Here is a 24,461-nt window from a genome sequence, read left to right on the forward strand (position 1 = left end):
ATGTTCTGTGCCACTCACAGGAGCCAGTACGAGGGCCGCCCGTCCCCCACAGGAGGGACGGGCGGAGTCATACCTCAGGATGACGCCTACAGTTCGAACGCCTCGTACTCTTCGCCGTCGTCGGTTCCGACGGCCGACGCGATGGCCGCGATGGTGGGCTCCTCGAAGACGGCGGCGAGCGTCAGGTCCACGCCGAAGACGTCACGGATGCGGGAGACCAGCTGGGTGGCCAGCAGCGAATGCCCGCCGAGGTCGAAGAAGTCGTCCTCGACGCCGACGCGTTCCACACCCAGGAGTTCGCTCCACGTCCCGGCGAGGATCCGCTCGGTCCCGGTGCGGGGTGCGACGTACGCGCGCGCCGTCGCCGCCCGCGCCCCGCCGTCCGGCTCCGGGAGCGCCGCCCGGTCCACCTTGCCGTTCGTGGTGAGGGGCAGTTCGGCCAGCTCGATGAAGACCGACGGGACCATGAACGCCGGCAGGCGTTCGCCCGCATGGGCCCTCAGTTCCTCGACGGAGGGAATGCCGTCGGCCTGGTCGGCGGGGACCAGGTAGGCGAGCAGCCGCCGGTCGGTGTCCTGGCCGCCCGCGGTGACGACCGCCGTCCGCACCATCGGATGGGCGGCGAGCAGCGCCTCGACCTCCCCCGGCTCGATCCGGAAACCGCGGACCTTGACCTGGTCGTCGGCCCGGCCGAGGAACTGCAACTGTCCGTCCGGCAGCCATCGCACCCGGTCGCCGGAGCGGTACATCCGCGCACCGTCGCCCGTGAAGGGGTCGGGCAGGAAGCGTTCGGCGGTGAGCGCCGCACGGCCGAGGTAGCCGCGCGCCAGCTGCGCACCCGCGATGAACAGCTCTCCCGCGACGCCGACCGGCACCGGACGCAGCCGCGCATCGAGCACGTACACGCGGGTGTTCGCGACCGGCCCACCGATCGGTGGCGCCTGCCCACGGTCCCCCTCGCACACGGCGACCGTCGCGCACACGGTCGTCTCGGTCGGACCGTACGCGTTGAACAGCCGCCGGCCGACGGCCCACCGGGCCGCCGACCGCCCGTCGAGCCGCTCACCTGCCGTGATCAGGGTGGACACGCCACTGAACTCGTCCGGGTCCAGGGCGTCCAGGAGGGACGGCGGCACGGTGGCCACGCTCACTCCGGTACGGCCGGCGAGTGCTGCCAGGCGGCCGGGTTCGGCGCGGTCCGCCGTCTCGGCGACGACCAGGGTGCCCCCTGCCGCCAGCGCCATGAGCAGCTCCCACACCGACGCGTCGAACCCGAACGGCGCGAACTGCAGGACCACATCCTCCGGCCCCGTGCCGAGCGCCTCGCGCTGGGCGGTCACCAGACTGACCGCGCCCGCATGGGTGACCTGCACACCCTTCGGGCGTCCCGTCGATCCGGACGTATAGATCACATACGCCAGCTGATCACCGGCCACGGGTACTCCGGGCGGCGTCGAGGGCAGTACGCGCAGGGAGCTCCGCACCGCCGGATCATCCATGACGACGGTCCGCAGCCTGCCCACGGGCAGGTCGTCGACCACCTCGTCGGTGCCCAGCAGCACACCCGCGCCGCTGTCGGCGAGCATGAACTGCAGTCGATCCACCGGGTATTCGGGGTCCAGCGGCAGATAGGCGCCACCGGCCTGCCAGACCGCGAGGACGGCCACGACCATGTCGATGCCGCGCGGCAGGCAGACCGCGACCACGGTCTCGTCACCGACGCCCGCACCGCGCAGATAGTGCGCCAGTCGCGCCGAGCGTGCCAGCAACTCGCCGTAACCGACCGACGTCTCACCGAACACCACGGCGGTCGCACCCGGCTCCCGTGCCGCGGCGGCCACGATCAGCTCGTGCACGCCGCCCACCGCGGGCAGGGCCTCAGCCGTGTCGTTCCAGCCGCGGACCAGCATGTCGTGCGCCTCGCCGTCCAGCAACGGCAGTTCACCGAGCCGCTGTTCGGCGTTCCCGGCCACCGCGTCCAGCAGCGTGCCGAGCTGTGCCGCCATGCGTTCGACCGTGCCGGGGTCGAACAGGGCGGTGCTGTACTCGATCTGCCCGTTCATGGCACCGCCGGCGTCCGTCAGCACCAGTCGCAGATCGAAGCGGGTGGTCATGCCGCTGCCGGTGTCACCGAGCAACGGGGCCGCATCCCGCCCGTCGCCGACCGGATCGCTGTCGAGGGGCCCCCGACCGTCCTCGGTCCGCCCACCCTCGGCTCGCCCGTCCTCGGTGAAGTAGTTGAACAGCACCTGGAAGAGCGGGCTGCGGGACCGGTCCCGCTCGACGACCAGGTCGTCGACCAGCTGCTCGAACGGGAGATCCTGGTGCGCGTACGCGTCGAGCGCCGTGGAGCGGACACGACCGAGCAGTTCCGTGAACGTCGGGTCGCCGGACAGGTCGGCCCGCATGACCAGGGTGTTGACGAAGAACCCGATCAGGTCCTCGGTCTCGGCCCGGTTCCGGTTCGCCACCGGTGTGCCCACGACCACGTCGTCGGTGCCGGCGTACCGGCTCAACAGGACGTCGAAGGCGGCCAGCAGCGTCATGAACATGGTCGTGCCGCTGCGCTGGGCCAACGCCCGCAGCGACTCCATCGTCTCCGCCGCCACGGTGAACCGGGTGTACGCGCCGGCCGGCGACCACACCGCCGGGCGCGGGCGGTCCGTGGGCAGTTCCAGCACCGGAGCATCCGCCAACTGGTCGCGCCAGTAGGACAACTGTCCGTCCAGGACATCACCGGTCAGCCACCGCCGCTGCCAGACCGCGAAGTCCGCGTACTGCACCGCCAGGGCGGGCAACGAGGGCGTACGCCCCGCCCGCGTCTCCTCGTACAGGTACGCCAGTTCGCGCTGGAAGATCCGGGTGGACCACTCGTCGGACACGACATGGTGCATCGACAGCGCCAGTACGTGCTCGTCGGGCGTCACGCGGATGAGCATGGCGCGGATCAGCGGACCGGCAGCCAGGTCGAACGGTGTCGCCTCGTCCGCCGCGACCAGCTTCCCGGCCGCGTGCAGGGGGTCACCCTCGGTCGAGACATCGATCAGCGGGAGCGGGAAGACCGACGGCGGATCGATCAACTGGTACGCCACGCCGTCCGGGCCGGCCACCAGTCGGGTCCGCAGCACCTCGTGCCGGGCGACGACCGCGCCCAGCGCCTCCTGGAGGGCGGGGACGTCCAGGTCCACGCCGATCCGGACCCGCATCGGGAGGCTGTACTCCAGTGATCCGGGCTCCAGTTGGTCGAGGAACCACAGACGCTGCTGGGCGAAGGACAGCGGCAGGTCGCGGTCCCGGCCGACCGGCGTCACAGGCCGTACGTCGACCCGCTCGGACGACTCCGCGATCACCGTCGCCAGGCCGCGTACCGTCGGATGGTCGAACAGCGCGGCGAGCGGGATCTCCGCTGCCAGGACGTCCCGGACCCGGGAGACGATCTGCGTGGCCAGCAGCGAGTGCCCGCCCAGTTCGAAGAAGTTGTCCTGCGCGCCGACCCGGTCCACGGGCAGCAGCCGGTTCCAGATGCCCGCGAGCAGTTCCTCCACCGCGCCCGAGGGAGCGACGAACCCGTTCACGTCGGGGCGGCCGGTCTCCGGGGCAGGCAGAGCGGCCCGGTCCAGTTTCCCGTTGGGAGTCAGCGGCAGGGCCGCCACTTCGACGAAGACCGAGGGAACCATGAACTCGGGGACGCTGCGCCGCACGTGCTCGCGCAGTTCGGCGGTGGCCGGAATGCCCCGGGCCGGGTCCTCGGGGACCAGATGGGCCACCAGCGCCCGGTCCGCCGCCTCGCCCCACGCAGTCACGACCGCCGACCGCACTGCCGGATGGCCGGCCAGGACGGCCTCCACCTCGCCGGGTTCGATACGGAACCCGCGCACCTTCACCTGCTGGTCCACGCGGCTGAGGAATTCCAGCCGCCCGTCGGCGCGCCAGCGCACCTGGTCGCCGGACCGGTACGCCCGGGACCCGTCACCGGCGAACGGATCCGCCACGAACCGCTCCGCCGTCAGCGCGGGCCGGCCCCCGTACGCGCGGGCCAGACTCGCCCCGGCGATGAACAGCTCGCCCGCGACGCCGACCGGCACCGGGTTCAGCCGGTCGTCCAGCACCAGCAGACGTACGTTCGTGAGAGGCAGGCCGATGGGGACCAGACCGCCCGGCGACCAGTCCGCCGTACCGTCCGGGCCACCGTCCGGGCCACCGTCCGGACGCGGGCACACCGTGCTGGCCGCGTCGATGGTGTTCTCCGTCGGCCCGTACAGGTTCGCCACGACGGCCGATTCGTTCCTCGTGTGGAAGCGGGCCACATCGGCCGCGGACAGCGCCTCGCCACCGCAGAACACGGCACGCAGCGAGGGCAGCGACGACGGCCACGTGTGCGACACGAACAGTTTGAACAGCGAGGGCACGAACTGCACCACTGCGATCTGCCGGGACTCCAGCAGTTCCACCAGGTAGTCCAGGTCCCCGTGCCGGCCCGGCTCGGCGATCACCAGCTCGGCGCCGTTCGACAGGGGCCAGAAGAGTTCCCATACCGACGCGTCGAACGTCAGCGGTGTCTTGTGCAGCACCCGCTCCGACGCGGTCAGCTCGTGGCGGTCCTGCATCCATGACACACGGTTGAGGACCCCCCGGTGGGTGATCTGGACACCCTTGGGACGTCCGGTCGAGCCCGAGGTGTAGATGACGTACGCGAGTTGCTGCGGGTCCACCGACACCTGCGCGGACGTCGACGGCAGCAGCGCGAGTTCCGCGCGGGTATCCGGATCGTCCAGCCACACGACAGCGTCCAGCGCGCCGCCCTCGGCCAGGTCGGCGGCCACCGCCCGGTGTCCGACGAGCACCGTCGCGCCGCTGTCGGCGAGCATGAACTCCAGTCGCTCGCGCGGGTATCCGGGATCCAGCGGGAGGTACGCGCCGCCGGCCTGCCACACGGCCAGCACCGCGGCCACCATGTCCGGACCACGCTCAAGGCACAGCGCCACCACCGACTCGGTCCCCACCCCCGCGCCGCGCAGATGGTGCGTGAGCCGGTTCGCACGGGCCGACAACTCGCCGTAGGACAGGGTCAGTTCGCCCGATACGACGGCCACGGCGTCCGGCGTCGCCGCCGCCCGTCCGGCGATCAACTCGTGCATACCGGCCACCGGTGGCAGCGCCGCGACGGTGTCGGTCCACTCGTACAGCAGCCGGTCCCGCTCGGCCGCGGTCAGCAGCGGCAGCTCGTGCACGCTCCGGTCCGCGTCGGCGACGACGGCCCGGAGCAGCGTGACCAGGTGCCCCGCCATCCGCTCGATCGTGCCGGCGTCGAACAGGGCGGTGCTGTACTGGATCTCACCGGCCAGGGCGCCCTCGTCCTCGCCCAGGTTCATCATCAGGTCGAACTTCACCGGCAGGGATCCAGGGCCCGACGCCGCATCGGAGTCCGCGCGCGGGCCACCCCTCTCTTCGGCGGTGTAGCTGAAGAGCGCCTGGAAGAGCGGGGTACGGGACCGGTCGCGCTCCACGACCAGATCGTCCACCAGTTGCTCGAACGGCAGGTCCTGGTGGGCGTACGCCCTCAGCGCGGTCTCGCGCACCCGGCGCAGCACCTCGGTGAAGGACGGGTCACCGGACAGGTCGGCCCGCATGACCAGGGTGTTGACGAAGAACCCGATCAGATCCTCGGTCTCGGCCCGGTTCCGGTTCGCCACCGGTGTGCCGACCGCGACGTCCTGCGTGTCGCCGTAGCGGCCCATGAGGACGCCGAAGGCGGCGAGCAGCGTCATGAACATCGTCGTGCCGTGCTGCCGCGACAGCGCCCGCAGGGCTTCCGCGGTCTCCGCCGGGACACTGAACCTCGCCGCCGCGCCGTCGGTGGACCGCACGGGCGGGCGCGGCCGGTCGGTCGGCAGGTCCAGAGTCGGAACGTCCGCCAACTTGTGCCGCCAATAACGGACTTGGTTGTCGAGGACGTCTCCGGTGAGCCAGTTCCGCTGCCAGGCGGCGAAGTCCGCGTACTGGAGCCGGAGCGGCGGCAGGGGGTCCGGCTCACCGGACCTGAACGCCTTGTACAGCGCCGGCATCTCGCGCTGGAGGACGCGGTCCGACCACTCGTCGAAGACGACATGGTGCATCGTCAGCGCCAGTACGTGGTCGTCCGCGGCCAGGCGCACGAGGGTGGCGCGGACGAGGGGCCCGTGCGCGAGGTCGAAGGGAGTCAGGGCGTCCTCGACGATCAGGCGGTCCGCCTCGCCCTGTGGATCCGCGGTGTCCGACACATCGAGCAGCCGGGGGGCGACCGGAGCCGGCGGGTCCACGAGCTGACGCGGTACGCCGTCGGCGTCGGCCACCAGTCGCGTACGCAGGATCTCGTGCCGGGCGACGACCGCGTCCAACGCCGCACGCAGCGCCGGGAGGTCGACGTCGCCGGTCAGGCGCAACCGGGCCGACATGTTGTACTCGGTCGAGCCCGGCTCCAACTGGTCCAGGAACCACAGCCGCTGCTGCGCGAACGACAGCGGCAGGGCCTCGTCCCGGACGACGGCCGTCATCGGCGGCGCGGCGTCCCGGGCGGAACGGTCGATCACCGAAGCCAGGCCGCGGACGGTCGGGGCGTCGAACAACGCGGCGAGGGACACCTCGACACCGAATGCCTCCCGGACGCGGGAGACCGCCAGGGTGGCGAGGAGTGAGTGTCCACCGAGGTCGAAGAAGCCGTCCGTCGCGCCGACCCGGTCCACACCGAGGACCTGCGCCCAGATACCGGCGAGCAGTTCCTCGGTCGCCCCTGACGGCTCCGAGAACCCGTCGAGGCCCGTGCGGGACGCGTCCGGCGCCGGGAGGGCGGATCGGTCGATCTTTCCGTTCGGGGTCAGGGGCAGGGCGGTCAGCTCGGTGAACAGGGAGGGGATCATGTAGTCGGGCAGGGACTGGCGCAGGTGCCCGCGCAGCGCCTCCGGGGTGGGGACGCCGTGGGTGTGGTCGGTGGGGACCAGGTGGGCCACCAGCCGACGGTCGCCTCCCTCACCGTGTGCGGTCACGACCGCCGTGCTGATCTGCGGGTGGCCGGTCAGGGCGGATTCGATCTCGCCCGGCTCGATCCGGAAACCGCGGACCTTCAGCTGGTCGTCCGCCCGGCCCAGGAACTCCAGGCGGCCCCCGGCCAGCCAGCGCACCCGGTCTCCGGTGCGATACAGGCGGGTGCCGTCGGCGGCGAACGGGTCCGCCACGAACCGCTCAGCCGTCAACCTCTGACGCCCGAAATAGCCGCGGGTCACCCCGGCGCCACCGATATACAGCTCTCCCGCGACCCCGACCGGGACCGGAGCCAGCCGCGCGTCCAGCACGTACACCCGCGTGTTCGCGATCGGTGCACCGATGCCAGGTGCGCAGCCGTCGACGGATGCCACGGGTTCGCACGCCGACCAGATGGTGGTCTCGGTGGGCCCGTACATGTTCCACACCGACGCGGTCCGCTCCACCAGCGCTTCCGCCAGCGAGGCGGGCAGCGCCTCACCACCGCACAGGGCCCGCAGGTCCGGCAGACCGTCCCAGCCGTCCGACACCAGCATCTGCCACGTCGCCGGCGTCGCCTGCATCACCGTCGCCCCGACCCTCGCCAGCTCACCCGCCAGCTCGGCAGGCACACCAGCCATGTCCCGGCCGGCGACCACCACCCGCGCACCCGACACCAGGGGCAACCACAACTCCAGGCCGGCGATGTCGAAGCCCAGCGTCGTCACCGCCAGCAGCACATCCGCGGCGTCGAGCCCGGGGCGCTCGGCCATCGAGGTCAGGAAGTTGACCAGGTTGCCATGCGAGACCTGCACGCCCTTGGGGCGACCCGTCGAACCCGACGTATACAGCACATACGCCAACTGCGTTGCCTGGAAGCGCACTTCGGGTCCGGTGGCGGGAAGCTCGGCGAGGGTCCGCGCCGTCGCCGGATCGTCCAGCCAGACCACCGATTCGGCCTCTGCCGTCACCGTCGGCCCGGCAGCCACGTCCCGATGCCCGACCAGTACCGACGCACCGCTGTCGGCCAGCATGAACTCCAGCCGCTCCGCCGGGAAGTCAGGATCCAGCGGCAGATACGCCGCCCCCGCCCGCCACACCGCCAGCGCGGCCACCGCCAGGTCCACACCACGCTCCAGGCACAGCGCCACCACCGACTCCGCACCCGCGCCCAAGCCCCGCAAGTGGTGCGCGAGCCGATTCGCCCGCGCCTCCAGCCCGCCGTACGTCAACGACTCCTGACCCGACACGACAGCCACCGCGTCCGGCGCCGCCGCCGCCCGCTCGGCGATCCAGTCCTGCACCCCGGCCACCGACGCGGGCCGTACCACCGCCGTGTCGTTCCACTCCCGGGTCAGCGCCTCCAGCTCCGACCCGGCCAGCAGCGGCAGCTCCTCCACCGGCTGATCCGCGTCGGCGGCGACCGCTTCGAGCAGCGTCACCAGATGCCCCGCCATCCGCTCCACCGTCACCGCGTCGAACAGCGCGGTGCTGAACTGGATCTCCGCGGTCAGAGCGCCGCCGGATTCCGCCAGGGCCAGCATCAGGTCGTACTTGACCGGCAAGGGGCCGTTGTCGCGGCGCTCGTCGGCGCCGGGAACGGTTGCCGTGTCCTCATGGTGAACCTCGTCGGGGTCTGCCGCCGCGTAGGTGTAGAGGACCTGGAACAGCGGGGTACGGGACCGGTCCCGCTCCACGACCAGATCGTCCACCAGTTGCTCGAACGGCACGTCCTGATGCGCGTACGCCCCCAGAGCGGTCTCCCGCACCCGCCCCAGCACCTCCCCGAACGAGGGATCACCGGACAGGTCCGTGCGCATCACCAGCGTATTGACGAAGAAGCCGATCAGGTCCTCCGTCTCGGCGCGGTTGCGGTTGGCGACGGGTGTGCCCACCACGACGTCCTCCGAACCCGCGTAGCGGCCCAGCAGGACACTGAACGCCGCCAGCAGGGTCATCGACATCGTCGTTCCGCTGCGGCCGGAGAGAGCGCGCAGGGCCCGCGCGGTCCGGCCCGGGACCGAGAACCTGTGCACCGCGCCCTCGGTGGACCGGACGGGCGGGCGTGGCCGGTCCGTCAGGAGCTCCAGTACCGGAAGCTGGGCCAGCTCCCGCCGCCAGTAGCCCAGTTGCGTTTCGAGGACCTCCCCGGTCAGCCAGGCGCGCTGCCACACCGCGAAGTCCGCGTACTGCACCGGCAGCGGAGGCAGCGGATCCGGCTCACCCGCACGGAACGCCCCGTACAGGGCGAGCAGTTCGCGTTGCAGGATGCGGTCCGACCATTCGTCGGACACCACGTGGTGCGTGGCCAGAGCCAGTACGTGCTCGTCGGGGGCGAGCCGGATCAGCGTGGCCCGGATCATCGGACCGTTCGCCAGGTCGAAGGGCGTGACCGCGTCCGCCGCAACCAGCTCCCGCGTCAGCGAGGCGGGGTCGGCGCTCGCTGACACGTCGACCACAGGCAGGGCGAACGCCGACGGTGGGTCGATCACCTGATGCGCGGTTCCGTCCGCGCCCGCCGTCAGCCGGGTCCGCAGGACCTCGTGCCGGGCGACGACCGCGCTCAGCGCGGCGGCCAGGGCGTCGACGTCCACGGCGTGGCGCCAGCGCATCGGCGTCGGCAGGTTGTACTCGACGGAACCGGGCGCCAGCTGGTCGAGGAACCACAGCCGCTGCTGCGCGAAGGACAGCGGCAGTGCCCGGGTGCGGTCCGCGGCCACGATCGGCGGCAGGACGTCGCCCCGTACGGCGCCGTCGACCGCCATCGCCAGCTCCCGCACGGTCGGCGCGTCGAAGAGCGCGGCGAGAGGTATCTCGACCCGGAAGGCCTCCCGGATGCGGGAGATCACCTGTGCGGCCAGGAGGGAGTGGCCGCCGAGGTCGAAGAAGCCGTCCGTGGTGCCGACCCGGTCCGCGCCGAGGACCTGCGCCCAGATGCCGGCGAGCAGTTCCTCGGTCGGGGTCACGGGCGCGATGTAACGGCTCTCGGGCCGCAGTCCCCCGGGCGCGGGCAGGGCGAGCCGGTCGACCTTTCCGTTCGGTGTGAGGGGGAGCGCCGCCAGCTCCATGAAAAGGGACGGGACCATGTACTCCGGCAGCGTCTGCCGTACGTGCTCGCGCAGCTCTCCCGTCGGCGGCGTGCCTCCGTTCCCGGTGCTCGGTACCAGATAGGCCACCAGCCGGCGTTCGGCACCCTCGCCGTGCGCGGAGACCACCGCCGCAGCGATCCGCGGGTGCAGGGCCAGGGCGAACTCGATCTCGCCCGGCTCGATCCGGAAACCGCGGACCTTCAGCTGGTCGTCCGCCCGGCCCAGGAACTCCAGACGGCCGTCCGACGACCACCGCACCCGGTCCCCGGTGCGGTACAACCGGCCCCCGTCGGCGGCGAACGGGTCCGCCACGAACCGCTCAGCCGTCAACGCCTGACGCCCTAGATAGCCGCGGGTCACCCCCGCGCCACCGATATACAGCTCACCCACGACGCCCACCGGGACCGGGTTCAGCCGCTCGTCCAGCACGTACACCCGTGTGTTCGCGATCGGTGCGCCGATCGACGGAAGGTCCCCGGACACGCGCTCGCACGCCGACCAGATGGTGGTCTCGGTCGGCCCGTACATGTTCCACACGCCGGCCGTCCGCTCCACCAGCGCCGCCGCCAAGGACGTCGGCAGCGCCTCTCCCCCGCACAGGGCACGAAGGTCCGGCGCGCCCTGCCAGCCGTCCGACACCAGCATCTGCCACGTCGCCGGCGTCGCCTGCATCACCGTCGCCCCGACCCTCGCCAGCTCACCCGCCAGCGCCGTGGGCGTCCCTGTCACCTCACCACCGGCCACCACGACCCGGGCACCGGACACCAGCGGCAACCACAGTTCAAGACCCGCGATGTCGAAGCCCAGCGTCGTCACCGCCAGCAGCACATCCGCGCCCTCCAGCCCCGGGCGCCCGGCCATCGCCGACAGGAAACCCACCAGATTGCCGTGCGAGACCTGCACGCCCTTCGGCCGCCCCGTCGACCCCGACGTATACAACACATACGCCAACTGTTCCGCCCGCACCGGCGCTTCCGGATCGTCGGCGGGATACCCGGCCGGCGCCCCCACCACCGCCGGATCATCCAGCCGGACCACCGACTCGATCCCGGCTGCCCCCACCACGGACGCAGCCACATCCCGATGCCCGACCAGCACCGAAGCACCACTGTCGGCCAGCATGAACTCCAGCCGCTCCACCGGGAACTCCGGATCCAGCGGCAGATACGCCCCACCCGCCCGCCACACGGCCAGCGCGGCCACCACCATGTCCACCCCACGAGGCAGGCACAACGCCACCACCGACTCCGACCGCACACCCACCTGCCGAAGACGACGCGCGAGACGGTTCACCCGTCCCGCCAGACCGCCGTACGTCAAGGACGCATCACCCGAGACCACGGCGACCACATCGGGCATCGACCGCGCCCGCCCGGCGATCAGCTCGTGCACCCCGCCCACCAACGGCAACGGAGCCGCCGTGTCGTTCCACTCCTCCACCAGCCGATGGCGCTCCACCGCGGTCAGCACCGGCAGCTCACCCACGTGACGCCCGGCGTCCTCGGCGATCGCCTCCAGCACCGTGGCCAGGTGTCCGGCCATCCGTTCCACCGTCCCGGCGTCGAGGCGCGCACGGTCGTACGACAGCTTGACCCTGAGGTCGCGGCCGAAGCCGGCGGTGATGTGCAGGGGGTAGTTGACCTGCTCGCGCCCGTAGTCGAGACCGGCTTCGAGACCGTCGGCCGCCGAGGTCTCCCGGCTTGCGGCCAGGGTCTGGTCGGGGTAGTTCTCGAATACGAAGAGGGTGTCGAACAGGGCCTGGCCCGGCGGCAGTTCGCTGCATTCCGTGATCGTCACGAGCGAGGTGTGCTCGTACTTGCGGGCCCGTACCTGCTCGTCCTGCAGCTCCGCGAGCCAGTCGGCCACCGGCCGGTCCCGGTCGACGTGGACCCGTACCGGCGTGGTGTTGATCAGCAGGCCGACCATTTCGGCCATGCCGTCGATCTGGTCGCCGCGCCCCGAGGAGGTCACGCCGAACACCACGTCGTCGGTGTCGGCGTACAGGCCGAGCACCAGCGCGACGGCGCCCTGCACCACCGTGTTCACCGTCAGCCGGTGCCGACGGGCGAACTCGGCCAGTCCGGCGGCGGACGCGGCCGACGGCAGGGAGACCAGACGTTCGTCGCGGCCGCTGTCACCGGTGGCGCGGGCGACGCCGAGAGCCGTCGTCCCGGTGATGCCGGACAGCCGCTCGCGCCAGTACTCCTGTGCCTCGTCACCGTCCTGGGCAGTGGTCCACGCGATGAAGTCCCGGAAGGACGCGCGGGGTGCCAGGTCCGGCGCGCTTCCCCGGCGGTAGGCCTGGTAGGCCTCCAGCATCTCGCCCATGACGATGGGCAGGCTCCAGCCGTCCAGGAGCAGGTGGTGGTAGCTCCAGATGAGTTGGTGCCGGTCGTCGGCCAGCCGGATCAGTGCGAGGCGCACCAGGGTGGGAGCGGAGAAGTCGGACCCACGGTTCCAGTCGGCCGTCAGGTGGTCGCCGATCGCCTGCTGCTGCGCGTCCTGGACCAGCGGGGAGAGGTCGAGGTCCCGCAGCGGCAGGGGTACGGACCGGGAGACCACGGCCAGCGGTTCGGGCACGCCGTCCCACACCACCGCGGTGCGCAGCACCTCGTGACGCGCGAACACCAGCTCGCAGGCGCGCTTGAGGGCGTCGAGGTCGAGCTCGCCCTCAAGCAGCATGCCGTTCTGGACCCAGTACATGCCGGGGTCCGCGGAGAGCCGGGTGTGGAACAGCATGCCCTGCTGCAGCGCCGTCAACGGATAGATGTCCTCGATCGGCGTGGGGAACCGCCGTCCTACACGGTCGAGGGCCTGCTGGTCGACGCGGGCCAGGGGGAAGTCCGACGGGGTGTACCCGCGGACGCCGGGCCGGCAGCAGTACTCGATGAGGTCGCTCAGGACATCGGCGTACCGCTGTGCGAGCCGCTGTACCGTCGCCTCGTCGTGCACCTCGGCGCCGTACGTCCACACCATTTCCAGACGGCCGTCGGACACCCGGCAGTTGACGTCGAGGAGGTGGGCGCGGTCGCCCGCCTCCGACCACGCGCGGCCCAGCGACCCCCGGCCGGGGCGGAACGGTCCCGTCCCGCCGTCGGCGGCGGGCCCGTGGGTGTCGGCGCGCCTGTCGCGCCGGCTCAGGTAGTTGAAGCTGACCTCCGCCGCCCGACCCGTACGCGGAAGCTGGTCCGTGAGGTGGCGGAGCAGGCCGTGTCCGAGGCCCTTCCTCGGGATCGCCCGCAGATACTCCTTCGTGCGGCGGAGCGCGGCTCCCAGGTCGCCGTCCCCGGCACCGGTCAGGGCGACCGGGTACATGCTCGTGAACCAGCCGACGGTGCGGGACACGTCGACATCGGCGCCGACGTCCTCGCGGCCGTGGCCCTCCAGATCCACGACCACCGACGGGACGCGCGCCCACGGGGCGAGGACCATGCCGAGCGCGGTGAGCAGCACGTCGTTGATCTGCGTGCGGAACGCGCTCGGCACCTCGCGCAGCAGCCGCTCGGTCTGCTCGGCTCCCAGCGCGGTGACGACGTCCTTGGCCGAGGCCACGCTGTTGTGCCCGTCCCGGTCGCGCGGGAGCGGCCTGGCGGAGCTCTCGACCTCTCGCCAGTAGGCGGCTTCGGCCGTCGTCTCCGGGGCCGCGGCCAGTTCGCGGAGCCGCTGCGACCAGCGCCGGAACGACGTCGTCTTGGCGGGCAGCTCCACCGTCTCGGCACCCCGCGCGGCCTGCTCGTACGCCGAGGTCAGGTCTTCGAGCAGGATCGGCCAGGAGACCGCGTCGACGGCCAGGTGGTGGACGACCAGCAGCAGGAGTTGACCGCGCTCGCCCCGGTCGAGGAGGGCCAGGCGCAGCAGTGGGCCCTCGTGCAGATCGAGCGCGGCCTGTATCCCGGTGGCGCGGGCTTCCAGTTGGTCCTCCGCGGCCTCCTCCGCGGCTTCCGCGGCCGGGGCGTCGATCACCGTCACCAGGTCGGCCGGTTCGGTGGCCGCCACCTGTCCGGTCCACACACCGTCCTCGCCCCGTACGAAGCGGGAGCGCAGCGCGTCATGCTGCTCGACCAGCGCGTGTGCCGCCACGCGGAGCGCGTCGGTGTCCACCCGGCCGACGGCCTCCAGGACCGCGGACTGGTTGAAGTGCCAGGGCGCCGGCAGCTCGCGTTCCAGATACCAGTGCTGGATGGGCGTCAGCGGGAACTCCCCCGCCACCACGCCCTGTTCGGCGTCCGCCGCGCTCTCGGCCGCCGCCACGGTGGCCAGGGCCGCCACCGTCTGGTGGTCGAAGAGCTGTGCCGCGGTGACGTGGACACCGAACTCGCGGGCCCGTGCCACCACGCGGATGCTGATGATGGAGTCGCCGCCGAGGTCGAAGAAGTTGTCCTCCACGCCGACCTGGTCGAGGCCCAAAACCTGGGCCCAGGCCTCGGCGAGGATCCGTTCCACGTCGGTGCGAGGCGCGACATAGGTGCTCGCGGCCACCGCGCGCGTTCCGTCGGGCGCCGGCAGGGCCCCGCGGTCGATCTTTCCGCTCCGCGTCATCGGCATCCCGGCCATCTCGGTGAAGATCGCCGGGACCATGAACTTGGGCAGGTGCCGTCCCACGTACTCGCGCAACTCGGTCACGGGCGGCATGCCATCGGCCATGTCCGCGGGCACCAGGTAGGCGACGAGCCTGCGGTCCGTGCCGGTTCCGTACGCCGTGACGACGGCCGTCCGGACGCCGGGGTGATCGGCGAGTACCGTCTCGATCTCGCCGGGTTCGATACGGAACCCGCGGACCTTCACCTGGTTGTCGGCCCGGCCGATGAACTCCAGCCGCCCGTCGGCCAGTCGGCGCGCCCGGTCGCCCGAGCGGTACATGCGTGAGCCGTCGGCGGCGAACGGGTCGGCGAGGAAGCGTTCCGCGGTGAGGGCCCCCCGGCCGCCGTAACCGCGGGTGACTCCGGCGCCGCCGATGAACAGTTCGCCCGCGACACCCACCGGCACCGGGTTCAGCCACTGGTCGAGTACGTGGACCCGTTCGTTGACGTAGGGGGTGCCGATCGGTGGTGTGCCGTCGGTCTCGACCTCGCCCGCGGTGGTGGCGATGGTGGTCTCGGTGGGGCCGTAGACGTTGAGCAGCCGCAGGCGCTCACGCCACCGCCCGGTGAGGGCTGCCTCCACCCGTTCGCCGCCCACCAACACGGTTGCCAGATCGGGGAGTTCGTCGGGAGAGAGGACCTCCAGCACGGAGGGTGTCATGAACGACAGGCTCACGGCGCTGCGGCGCATCAGGGAGGTCAGCCGCTCGGGCGGGGTGCGGTCCTGCGCCTCGGCCACGACCAGGGTCGCGCCCGTGGGCAGCGCCATCACCACCTCCCACACCGAGGCGTCGAAGCTGAACGAGGCGAATCCGAGCACGTGGTCGCCCGGCCCGGCGTGCAGCAACGGCCGCATCGCCTCGGCGAGAGTCGTCACACCCCGGTGCGGTACGTGGACGCCCTTGGGACGCCCTGTCGAGCCGGACGTGTAGATGATGTATGCGAGCTGGTCGGGCAGCACACGTATCCGCGGGGGTGTGGCGGGCAGCGCCGCGAGGTCGGTCCAGGTGGCGGGGTCGTCCAGCCACAGCACGCTCGTCGGCGAGGCGTCGGTGACGAGGTCGGCGGCCACCGTCTCGTGGCCCAGCAGGACCGCCGCGCCCGAGTCGGCCACCATGAATCGGAGCCGTTCGAGCGGATAGGCGGGGTCGAGGGGGAGATAGCCCGCGCCGGCCTGCCACACCGCCAGGGTGGCGACCGCCATGTCCGCGCCGCGTTCCAGGCACAGTGCCACGACGGACTCGGGGACCACACCCGTCCGGCGCAGGTGGTGGGCGAGCCGGCTCGCCCGGGACATCAACGCGCCGTACGTGAGCGTGTGTGCGCCGGCCATGACGGCCACCACGTCCGGGGTGGCCGCCGCCCGGGCGGCGATCAGCTCGTGCAGGCCGCCCGCGGGGGGCAGGTCCGCGGCGGTGTCGTTCCACTCGTGGACGAGCCGATGGCGTTCCGCCGGCGGCAGCAGCGGGAGTTCACCGATGGTCCGGCCCGGGTCGGCGGCGACCGCGTCGAGCAGGGTGACCAGGTGCCCGGTCATCCGCTGGGCGGTCGTCGCGTCGAACAGCGCGGAGCTGTACTGGAGTTCGCCGGTCAGCAAGCCGTTCTCGTCCGCCAGCGTCAGTACGAGGTCGAACTTCACGGGGATCGACTCCGGGTCGTCACCGCTGTCCGTCTCCACAGCCGCGTCCACGGCCACGTTCCCACTCGCGGCACGGTTCGCGGCGCCACTCTCGCCGGGCTCCTCGGGCACATAGCTGAACATGACGTCGAACAGCGGGGTACGGGAGCGGTCCCGTTCCGTCACGAGGGCGTCGACGAGCCGGTCGAACGGCACGTCCTGGTGTGCGTAGGCGCCCAGTGCCGTCTCCCGCACCCGGGCCAGGAGTTCGGTGAAGGACGGGTTGTCGGACAGGTCGGTGCGCATGACGAGGGTGTTGACGAAGAACCCGATCAGGTCCTCGGTCTCGGCCAGGCCCCGGTTGGCGACCGGTGTGCCCAGGACCACGTCGTCGGTGTCGCCGTAGCGTCCCAGCAGCACGTTGAACCCGGCCAGCAGCGTCATGAACATGGTGCTGCCGTGCTCGCGGGACAGCGCGCGAAGTGCCTCGGCCGTCTCGGGCGCGACGGTGAACCTCGCGACCGCCCCCTCGGTGGACCGCACGAGGGGGCGCGGCCGGTCGGTCGGCAACTCCAGCACCGGAGAGCGGTCCAACTGTGCCGTCCAGTAACCCAGTTGCTGGTCCAGGACCTCACCGGACAGCCACCGGCGCTGCCAGGCGGCGACGTCGGCGTACTGCACGGCGAGCGGCTTCAGCGGGTTCGGCCGACCCGCGCGGAACGCCTCGTACAGCGCCGACAGTTCGCGGCGCAGGACACGGTCCGACCACTCGTCGAAGACGACGTGGTGCATCGCGAGAGCCAGTACGTGCTCGTCCGGGGCGAGCCGTACGAGGGTGGCCCGGACGAGGGGACCGCGCGCCAGGTCGAACGGGGTGAGTCCGTCCTTGCCGAACAGGCGGTCGGCCTCGTCCTGGGGCCGGACGCACCCACTGACGTCCACGACCGGCAGCGGGAGGCCCGTCAGCGGGTCGATCACCTGGTGCGCGACACCGTCGGCGCCGGCCACGAGCCGGGTCCGCAGGACTTCGTGGCGGGCGACGATCGCGTCCAGCGCCGCGCCGAGGGCCGCCAGGTCCAGCTCGCCGGCCAGATGCACTCGGGTCGACATGTTGTACTCGGCCGAGCCCGGCTCCAGCTGGTCCAGGAACCACAGCCGCTGCTGCGCGAACGACAACGGCAGCGGTTCGTCCCGGTCGACGACCGCGACCGGGGGTGCGGCGTCCCGGGCGGAACTGTCGATCACGGAGGCCAGCCCACGTACCGTCGGCCGGTCGAACAGGGCGGAGAGCGGGAGTTCGACGCCGAGTACCTCCCGCACCCTGGAGACGACCTGGCCGGCCAGCAGTGAGTGGCCGCCGAGGTCGAAGAAGCCGTCCGTGACACCGACCCGGTCCACAGCGAGGACCCGCTCCCAGATACCGGCGAGGATCTCCTCGGTCGCGGTACCGGGGGTGACGTACCGGTTGCCCGAACCGGCGCGAATGCCGTCCGGCTCGGGCAGGGCCGCCCGGTCGGTCTTGCCGTTCGGGGTGAGCGGCAGCGCGGCCAGCTCGACGAAGACCGACGGGACCATGAACGACGGGAGCCGCTCGCCCGCGAAGGCCCGCAGTTCGGCGGCGGTCGGGGTGCCCTCGGCCTGGTCGGCCGGGACCAGATACGCCACCAGACGGCGTTCCCCGCCCTCGCCGGACGCCGTCACGACCACTGCCTGGACACCTGTGTGGGCGGCGAGCACAGCCTCGATCTCGGCGGGCTCGACGCGGTAGCCGCGCACCTTCAACTGGTCGTCGGCACGGCCCAGGAACTCCAGCTGCCCGTCCGCGAGCCGGCGCACCCGGTCCCCGCTCCGGTACAGCCGGGAGCCGTCCCCGGCGAACGGGTCGGCCACGAACCGCTCGGCACTGAGCGCCGGACGGTTCCCGTAACCGCGCGCCAACTGTGGTCCACCGATGAACAGTTCCCCGGACACACCCACCGGCACAGGCTTCATGAACGCGTCCAGGACGAACACCCGGGTGCCCGCGACGGGGGCGCCGATGGGCGGAACGCCCGGCACCTCGTGCGGCTGTACCACCCCGATCGGGGCGATGGTCGCGCACACCGTGCTCTCCGTCGGCCCGTACGCGTTCAGCAGCCGATGACGGTCACTCCACGCGGCGGCGAGCGTCGCGTCGAGCCGTTCGCCGGCCGTGACGAGGGTGGCCAGACCGTCGAGGTCGCCGGGCCTCAGCACGTCCAGCAAGGACGGCGGGACGGTCGCCACGCCGACCCCGGCGCGTACGACCAGGGACGCGAGCCGATCGGGGTCGGAACGCTCGGGTGCCTCGGCGACCACCAGGGTCGCGCCCACCGCCAGCGCCATCACCAGTTCCCACACCGACGCGTCGAAGCTGAACGGCGCGAAGCCGAGTACGACGTCGTCGCATCCCGTGCCCAGCGCCGTCTGCTGCGCGGTGGCCAGACTGACCAGCCCCCGGTGGGACAGGTGCACACCCTTGGGCCGGCCGGTCGAGCCGGAGGTGTAGATCACGTATGCGAGCTGGTCGGGCAGGATCCGGCCCCGCGGAGGAACGTCGGGGAGCGCCGCGAGATCCGTCCAGGTGGCCGGGGCGTCCAGCCACAGCACGGTCTGCGGTGCGGTGTGCGCCGCCAGGTCGGCGGCGATGCTCCGATGGCCGAGCAGCACGGTCGCACCGCTGTCGGCAAGCATGAACTCCAGTCGTTCGGCCGGGTACTCGGGATCCAGCGGCAGATAGGCCGCTCCCGCCTGCCACACCGCGAGCACCGCGACCGCGAGGTCCGCGCCCCGCTCCAGGCACAGGGCCACCACGGACTCGGTCCCGACGCCCGCCCGGCGCAGGCACTGCGCGAGCCGGTTGGCACGCTGGATGAGCCCGTCGTACGTGAGCGACCGTTCGCCCGCCACCACGGCCACCGAGTCGCCGTGCGTGTCGGCGTGCCCTGCGATCAGCTCGTGGACACCGCTCACGGCGGGCAGCGCCACGGCGGTGTCGTTCCACTCCCGCACCAGCAGGTCGTGCTCGCTCGCCGTCAGTACGGGCAGGTCACCGACGTACCGGCCGGTGTCCGCGGCGATGGCCTCCAGAACGGTCCCCAGGTGGCCGGCGAGCCGCTCGACAGCCTCGTCGTCGTAGTGGGCGCGGTCGTAGGAGATACGGACGACCAGCTCCTGCGCGGAGGAGGCGATCACGCCGAGGGTGTAGTTGGACTGATCGCGTCCGTAGTTGGTCCCGGCCCGCAGACCGTCGCCCTCCCCCGCGTACTGCCCGGCCTGCCCACCCTCGACCAGAGCCTGGTCGGGGTAGTTCTCGAAGGCGAATACGGTGTCGAACAGTGCCTGTCCTGGCGGCAGTTCGCCGCATTCGGCGATGGTCACCAGCGGCGTATGCTCGTACTTGCGACCGCGTACCTGCTCGTCCTGCAACAGGGACAGCCAGTCGGCGACGGTCCGGTCACGGTCGATGCTCACCCGCACGGGCGTGGTGTTGATGAGCAGGCCGACCATCCCGTCCATACCGTCGAGCTGACCGCCACGGCCCGACGAGGTCACCCCGAACAGGATGTCGTCGCTGCCGGCGTACAGGCCGAGCACCAGAGCCCACGCGCCCTGCACCACGGTGTTCAGCGTCAGCCGGTGCCGGCGGGCGAACTCGGCGAGGCCGGACGTGGACACGGAGTCCGGCAGCGGCACCCGGCGCTCGTCCCGCCCCTGGTGGCCGGTGGCGCGTTCCACGCCCAGGGTCGCGGCTTCGGTGATCCCGGCCAACCGCTCGCGCCAGTACTCCCGGGCCTCTTCCGCGTCCTGTCCGGCGTTCCAGGCGACGAAGTCCCGGAAGGGCGCACGGGCGGCGAGCCTGGGCCGGTTGCCCTCGCGCAGTGCGTGATACGCCTCCAGCACTTCGTTCAGCACGATGGGCACACTCCACCCGTCGAGCAGCAAGTGGTGGAAGCTCCACACCAGTTGGTGCCGTTCGTCGGACAGCCGGATCAGGGAGACGCGTACCAGCGTCGGGGCGGAGAAGTCCGCTCCCCGCTCCCAGTCGGCCTCCAGGTGCTCCGTGACGGCGCGCCGCCGCGCGTCCTCGTCGAGGTGCGAGAGATCCAGTAGGCGGAGGGGCAGGGGTACGGACCGGGACACCACCGCGAGCGGCTCGGGCACTCCTTCCCACACCACCGCGCTGCGCAGCACCTCGTGCCGCGTGAAGACCAGCTCCCACGCCCGCTTCAGGGCGTCGAGATCCAGCGTGCCTTCGAGGAGGACACCGTTCTGGGCCCAGTACATGCCGGGTTCGGTGGCGAGCCGGGTGTGGAAGAGCATCCCCTGCTGGACGGCGGTCAGTGGATGGATGTCCTCGATCACCGTCGCGATCCGGCCGGTGACCAGGTCCAGGGTGTCCTGGTCGAGACGGGCAAGCGGGAAGTCCGACGGGGTGTGTCCGGCGACCTCCGGACGGCAGCAGTACTCGATCAGCTCGCCGAGGACATCGACGTAACGCCGCGCGAGGCGCCGTACGGTCGCCTCGTCGTGCACCTCGTCGCTGTACGTCCACTCCATCTCAAGGCTGCCGTCGGCGACCTGGCTGTTCACCTCGATGAGGTGCGTGCGCGTACCGTCCACCGACTGGGACTCGCCGAGCGACCGGCCGGACGGTCCGAAGAGGGCACGGCCGGGTGAGGTGGCGCGGGTGTCCGCCGGGTGGGCGGCTTCCGTCGAGTGGTGGGACGACTGGCCGAGGTAGTTGAAGGAGACCTCGGGGGCGGAGGCCGCGCCCGGCGGTGTCCAGTCGGTGAGATGCCGCAGCAGGCCGTATCCCAGGCCCTTGCGCGGCACTGCCCGCAGGTCCTCCTTCGTACGCCGCAGCAATGCACCCAGATCACCATCTCCGACACCGCCCAGCGCGACCGGGTGCACGCTGGTGAACCAGCCGACGGTACGGGACACGTCGACGCCGGCGCCCACGTCCTCGCGGCCGTGGCCCTCCACATCCACCACGACCGACGCCGACCCGGTCCACTCGGCCAGCACCGCGCCCAGGACGCTGAGCAGCACGTCGTTGATCTGCGTCCGGAACGCACCCGGCACCTCACGCAGCAGACGCTCGGTCCGCCGCGCGTCCAGGGTCGTCCGGGCATTACGGACCGAGGCATTGCGGTTCGGGCCCTCGTGGTCGCGCGGTACGCGTGTCGCGGCGGCCCCGATCTCCTGCCAGTACGCGGCTTCCGCCGTCACCTCCGGAGAACCCGCGAGCTCGCCGAGCCGCTGCGCCCAGCGCGGGAAGGAGGTGGTCTTGGCCGGCAGTTCCACCCTCGTGGCACCGCGCTCGGCCTGCTCGTACGCCGAGGTCAGGTCTTCGAGCAGGATCGGCCAGGAGACGGCGTCCACGACCAGGTGATGGATGACGAGGAGGAGCAGTTGCCCTCGTTCGGCCCGGTCACCGCCCTTCTCGTCCCGCTCGTTCCGGTCATCCCGCTCGATGAGGGCTGCGCGGAGGAGGGGACCGTCACTCAGACTCAGACTGGCCTGCACCTCCGTGGCCCGTGCCGCCAGGAACTCCTCTTCGACGTCCTGGACATCCAGACCGGAGGCATCGATCAGCGAGACCATGTCTGCTGTCTCCGCCGACACCACTCGCCCGGCCCACGCGCCGTCCTCTCGCTGTACGAAGCGTGAGCGCAGTACGTCGTGATGCTCGACCAGCGCGGCCAACGCCACTCGCAGCAGGCCGGGTTCGACCCGGCGACCCACTTCCAGAACCGTCGACTGGTTGAAGTGCGAGGGATGCGGCAACTCGCGCGCCAGGAAGCTCTGCTGCACGGGAGTCGGGTCGAAGTCGGCGACCACAAGGCCCTGTTCGGCCTCCGTGACGCTTTCGGCCGACGCCACCGACGCCAAGCCGGCCACCGTCTGGTGCTCGAACAACTGCGCCACGGTCACATGGACGCCGAACTCCCGGGACTTCGCCGCGACCCGGATGCTGATGATCGAGTCACCGCCGAGGTCGAAGAAGTTCTCCTCGACCCCGACCCGCTCCACGCCGAGCACCTGCGCCCACACCTCGGCCAAAATCTGTTCGACCTCGGTACGGGGGGCCACGTACTCCCCTGCCGAGCCGGTACCAGCTGTGCCGTCCGGTTCGGGAAGTGCGGAGCGGTCGAGTTTGCCGTTGGGGGTGAGGGGGAGGGCTGCGAGTTCGGTGAAGGTCGCCGGGATCATGAAGGCCGGCAGGCGCTCACCGGCGAAGGAGCGCAGGTCGGGGGTGGAGGGGATGCCGTCGGCCTGGTCGACGGGGACGAGGTAGGCGGCCAGCTTGCGGTCCTCGGCATCACCGAACGCGGTCACGACGGCGGTGCGGATCTGCGGGTGGGCGGCGAGTACGGCCTCGATCTCACCGGGCTCGATACGGAAACCCCGTACCTTGACCTGATCGTCGGCCCGGCCGATGAAGTCCAGCGTGCCCTCAGCCAGCCACCGCGCCCGGTCACCCGAGCGATACATACGGGTGCCGTCGGCGGCAAAGGGGTCGGGCAGGAAACGCTCCGCGGTCAGCGCAGACTGGGCGCGGTAGCCGCGGGCCACCTGCGGACCCGCGATGTACACCTCGCCGGCCACTCCGACCGGGACCGGGTTCAGACGCCCGTCCAGAACATACAGACGGGCGTTCGCCACCGGGGCACCGATCGGCGGAGCCGCGGTCGGCTCCGGAGCCACCGGGCCCGCGGTGACCATGACGGTCGCCTCGGTAGGACCGTAGGTGTTCACCAGCGTGCGCCCGGCCGCCCAGGCCTGGGCGGCCTGCTGGGTCAGCCGCTCCGCACCGAGGAGCAGGGTCTGAATGCCTGGGACTTCTTCCGGCTTCAGGACACCCAGCAGGGAGGGCACCACACTGGCTGCTCCCACCGCCTGCGCGCCGACCATCCCGGTCAGCGCCTCTGGAGCGGCGCGCTCGGCACTGCTCGCCACCACCAGAGTGCCGCCCGAGGCAAGGGTCACCGCCACATCCAGCACCGCCGCATCAAAACTGAACGACGCGAACTGCAGGACGCGTACATTCGGGCCCGCCCCCAGCACCGGGGTCAGCGCGGTCACCATGCCCACCACACTGCGATGCCCGACCTGCACACCCTTGGGCCGGCCCGTCGACCCCGACGTATAAATCACATACGCCAACTGGTCAGCGTGTACGTCGACTTCAGGCGCCGTGGACGGCAGATCCCCGGCCACCTCGGCCATCGTCTCGGGCCCGACCACCACCCGCGCGCCACTGTCGGCGAGCATGAACTCCCGTCGCTCAAACGGGTATTCGGGGTCCAGCGGCAGATACGCACCACCTGCCTGCCACACCGCCACCATCGCCACGACCATGTCGGTGCCACGCGGCAGGCACAGCCCCACCACCGACTCGGCACCCACCCCGCGCCCTCGCAGATGATGCGCCAGGCGATTGGCACGCACCATCAGTCCGCCATACGTGAGCGCCTTGCCGTCCGAGACGACCGCCACCGCATCCGGGCTCTCATCCGCCCGCGCAGCAATCAGCTCATGCACCCCACCCACACCCGGCAACGCCTCAGCAGTCTCGTTCCACTCCTCGACCACCTGCTGTCGCTCACCCGCACCCAGCACCGGCAGCTCACCGACGCGCTGCCCCGCATCCTCCGCGATGCTCGCCAGCACATTGACGAGATGGCTCGCCAGTCGCTCGACAGTCGCGGAGTCGTACTGGGCCCGCTCGTACGAAACCTTGATCATGAGCTCGCGTCCGGAGCCGGCGGTCACACTGAGTGGGTAACTCGCCTGTTGGCGGACGTGGTTGAGCCCGGTCTGCAGACCGCTCGCCGCGGAAAGCTCCCTGCTGTCGATCAGGGTCTGATCGGGGTAGTTTTCGAAGACGAAGAGGGTGTTGAACAGAGCCTGGCCCGGCGGGAGTTCACTGCTCTCCGCGATCGTGACCAACGGCGTGTGCTCGAACCTACGCGCCCGCACCTGCTCATCCTGCAACACCGCCAACCACTCCACCACCGGCCGGTCCCGCTCCACCCGCACCCGCACCGGCGTCGTATTCAGCAACAGACCCACCATCGAGTCCATCCCATCGATCTGACCACCACGGCCCGACGACGTCACACCGAACACCACATCATCCGAACCCGCATA

At 71.4% G+C, this 24,461-nt stretch carries 1 protein-coding gene; it reads right to left on the reverse strand.

Going from position 1 to position 24,461, the window contains the following annotated elements:
• Positions 1-86 precede the first annotated feature (86 nt).
• Positions 87-24,461 (reverse strand): non-ribosomal peptide synthase/polyketide synthase (locus tag ACIOKD_RS31000; RefSeq protein ID WP_402090553.1); only part of this gene is annotated, 24,375 nt, incomplete at its 5' end.

It is taken from the genome of Streptomyces sp. NPDC087844, assembly GCF_044742785.1.
Classification (GTDB): Bacteria; Actinomycetota; Actinomycetes; order Streptomycetales; family Streptomycetaceae; genus Streptomyces.